The 3,310-nt window shown below is 61.8% G+C and carries 4 protein-coding genes; 1 reads left to right on the top strand and 3 read right to left on the bottom strand.

All coding sequences use genetic code 11. From position 1 onward, the window contains the following. From FJ548_RS29645 to FJ548_RS29635, 3 genes are all read right to left on the bottom strand, one after another. Positions 1–1,202 (bottom strand): VOC family protein (locus FJ548_RS29645; protein WP_140779789.1); only part of this gene is annotated, 1,202 nt, incomplete at its 3' end. A gap of 282 nt (positions 1,203–1,484) precedes the next feature. Continuing rightward, positions 1,485–2,096: an alpha/beta hydrolase gene (locus tag FJ548_RS29640; protein WP_140779788.1), complete on the bottom strand. Its 612-nt coding sequence runs from the start codon at positions 2,094–2,096 to the stop codon at positions 1,485–1,487. 58 nt (positions 2,097–2,154) lie between these two features. Further along, positions 2,155–3,087, bottom strand: coding sequence for a ring-cleaving dioxygenase (locus FJ548_RS29635; protein WP_140779786.1), 933 nt, complete (start codon positions 3,085–3,087; stop codon positions 2,155–2,157). 115 nt (positions 3,088–3,202) lie between these two features. Here FJ548_RS29635 and FJ548_RS29630 point away from each other — a divergent pair. Beyond that, positions 3,203–3,310 (top strand): LysR family transcriptional regulator (locus FJ548_RS29630; protein WP_140779784.1); only part of this gene is annotated, 108 nt, incomplete at its 3' end.

Below are 3,310 nucleotides of genomic sequence, written 5' to 3'. Positions count from 1 at the left end.
ATGGCGCCTTCCACGAAGGCCGCGAAGGCCTCAGCCTCGGCTTGGATGTCGGCCTGATCGAAGGTGGTGGCCGTCATCCGGCGGAACCAGCGCGCGCTTCCCTCTTCGTGGCTGCGTCCGCGCACGCCGAGCAGTGTCGCGCGCGGCGCCACCCGGTGCGCCAGCGGCATCAGATCCGCCTCCGTCCCGCCGCTGCCATGCAGCAGGATGATCGTGCTGCCGTCCGGATTTTCGGGTGTGTGAAAGCGATGCACGAATGGCAGGTCGCGCCGTGGCAAACGCGCCTCTCCAGGCAAGGCGAACTGCGGCAACATGATCCGAAGATCATCGGCGCGGTCCTTGTCGGCCGGAGGCAGCATCAAGGTTGTCCCCAGTTGCTCTGCTGTTTCGTCGACGGTGAAGCCCGTCCCGTCCGTTGCCACTTCCAGCAAAGTGCCCGCGGGCTCGCGCACATAGAGCGACGTGAAATAGCGCCGGTCGTGGACATTGGTGGGCGACGAATTGAGCCGCGACAATTGCTCCCGCAGCGCATCAATGGCCGCGGTGTCCGAGGCACGGAATGCAACATGGTCGGCCGTACCGGTGCCGGGAATGCCAGGAACATAGCCAGAGCCGTCACGGATGTCGACGGCATCGGTATCGGACAGAAGACGCGTGATGTTGCCCCGGACGGGACCACGCCGATAGCCGAACCTCTCGATGAAAGCGGCGGACTCTTCCGGAACCTCCGACAGGATCGTCACGGCCCGCAACCGACGCGGGGCGATCTCGGCTTTGCCCCACGAATGCATCGCGGAAAGATCGGAAGCGACCAGTTTCACGATGATGCCATCCGGGTCCTTCAGTCTCAGGACAGCTTCGCCGAATTCGTGCATCGGCCCGTCAACCGCAACGCCATATTTCAAGGCGCGCGTCATCCATTCGCCAAGGCTGGCCGGAGGAACCGCAAAGGCTATTTCAAAAACCTGGCCATTGCCAACACGCCCCGGCGCGCCGTCTTCCCAGACAAGGAAGGTGACGAGTGAACCTGGAGATCCAAGCCCATCACCATAGAAAAGATGGAGCTGTTCGGCATCCTCATAACCGCCTGTGCGCTTGACCAGCCGCAAGCCAAGGAAACCGACATAGAAATCGACATTCGCCTGCACATTGCGGGTGATCAGGGTGACGTGATGGATGCCGCTTGGCTGATGGCTGCTCATGTCGGCATCCTGTCTGTGGGGTTTATCTGCATGAAGGCGACCTCGTCGGCGCATCGAGGGATTTGCTTAAGATCAGTGACCTGAAGCGTCGATAGCCGGGACGAGAAAATTCGGCGTCGTCTTCGGGCGGCAGGCGGGATCCAGACCTGTCTTGCCGCATTGAGCCTCTTGCCTGCCCGGCCTCAAATTTCTGGCCCCAATCGAAGTGGACACTCGCGTTCTCGATTATCCTTGGGGTGGCAGCGACCGGGGGATATTGAGGAACCGGTCGCGCAAAGCGCCTTATGGGCCGCGGGTCAGGAAGGTGGCGACGGCATCGATCTCCTGCTGCCTGACCTCATGCCCGCCATCGTGCAATTTCAAATCGACCTTTGCGCCCTGGCCTTCGAGATAGCCGGCCAACGCCTCTGTCAAGGGCAGCGGGCAGATCGGATCGCGCCTGCCGGCGGTGATCAGAACCTCAAGCGATCGAAGACCCGGATTGGGTCGCGGCGACCAGGGGATCAACGGGTGCATCAGCACTACCCGGTCGAAGAGCTCTGGTGCATCGAAGATCACCGAAGCGAGAATGTTCGCGCCGTTGGAGTAGCCGAGTCCGAAGACCGTTGCGCTTTCATTCGCTTCCCGGTGCGCGCGGATGAAATCCGTCATCTTCCTGGTACGGGTCGCAAGGTCCGCCATGTCGTAGACACCTTCCGCCTTGCGGCGGAAAAAGCGGTTTGCGCCGTGCTCGGACACGTCGCCTCTCGGCGAGACGATGCCGGCTCCGGGCAATATCTGCCCTATCAGGCCGGTGAACTGATGTTCGTCGCCGCCGGTTCCGTGGAACGCGAAGACAAGCGGAGCTCCGATTTCGGGCTGCTTTGCGAAATGGTGGTAAGCGTCACGAGACATGATGTTCTCCTATTTCACCGAAGGCCGCCGGCCGGAGCCGGCGGCGGGATTTCCGATGTCAGTCGACGATGGGTGGGAGGATCTCTTCGATCCGGTCGCGCAGGTTGGCGTGCTGAAGCGGCAACTTCAGCGCCTCGCCGAGATGGGCGGTGTCCTCGTCGCGATTGAATCCGGGTTCATGCGTCGCCACCTCGAACAGGACACCTCCCGGCGTGCGGAAATAGATGGCCCAGAAATAGTCGCGGTCGATGACCGGGGTGACGTGATAACCGGTGTCCATGAGTGCCTTGCGCACCTCGGCCTGGGCCGCCCTGTCCTCGACCGCGAAGGCGACGTGATGCACCGAGCCGGCACCCTGGCGCGCCGCCGGCGCGCCGGGCAACACTTCGATATCGACGAAGTCCGCGCCATTGCCGCCCTTGATGGCGTAACGGGTCAGCGCTCCCCGCCGATCGGCTTCCTCGTAGCCCATATATTTCAGGAGCTCGCCCGTCGCGCCGCCGTCACGCAGCCGCATGGTCACCCCGTGAAATCCGTGGACACCCTCGTCGGTCGGCACCGTTCCGCCAGCGAAGGGCTGACGCTTGTCGCCATCGACTTCAGTCAGGGCAAATCCGTCGCCGTCGGGGCCGAGGAAGCGCAGGCGCTTCTCACCGAAAGCTTCGTCCTCTTGCAGTCCGAGCACGCCCTTGCCGGCAAAACGTTCCTTCCAGTAGCCAAGCGTTTCCTTCGGCACCGAAAACACGGTCTCGGAGACCTCACCGGCGCCGCGATTGCCTTTGGCGATATGCGGGAACGGGAAATAGGTCATGACCGTGCCCGCGGATCCGACCTCGTCGCCGTAATAGAGGTGATAGACGTCGGGCGCGTCGAAATTGACGGTTTTCTTGACCCGGCGCAGGCCCAGTGTCTTGGTGAAGAAGTCATTGTTTTCCTGTGCATCGGCAGCCATCGAAGTGACGTGATGCAGTCCTTTGATCTGGGTAAGCATGGTGGTGTCCTCGCTCTTGGTTGTCTTCGTCGAGCAAACAGATAGCCTCCCTCTTTGGCCCCCGGAATAGGCATAATCTTGCATTGATTGTTGCTCATATCGTAATAATCTCAGAATGGGTGAACTTGAATCTCTGCGCGTATTCCTGGCCGTCGCCGAACGAGGCAGTTTCGCCGGCGCGGCTCGCCAGCTCGGCATGACACCAGCGTCGGTGACGCGCACC

It is taken from the genome of Mesorhizobium sp. B2-4-17, from assembly GCF_006441275.1.
Taxonomy (GTDB): Bacteria; Pseudomonadota; Alphaproteobacteria; order Rhizobiales; family Rhizobiaceae; genus Mesorhizobium.
This window is presented reverse-complemented; position numbering and strand designations above follow the sequence as displayed.

Bases quoted from the DNA above. Each gene is read 5' to 3' on its own strand.
- FJ548_RS29635 (WP_140779786.1), bottom strand. From the start codon at position 3,087: ATGCTTACCCAGATCAAAGGACTGCATCACGTCACTTCGATGGCTGCC.
- FJ548_RS29640 (WP_140779788.1), bottom strand. From the start codon at position 2,096: ATGTCTCGTGACGCTTACCACCATTTCGCAAAGCAGCCCGAAATCGGA.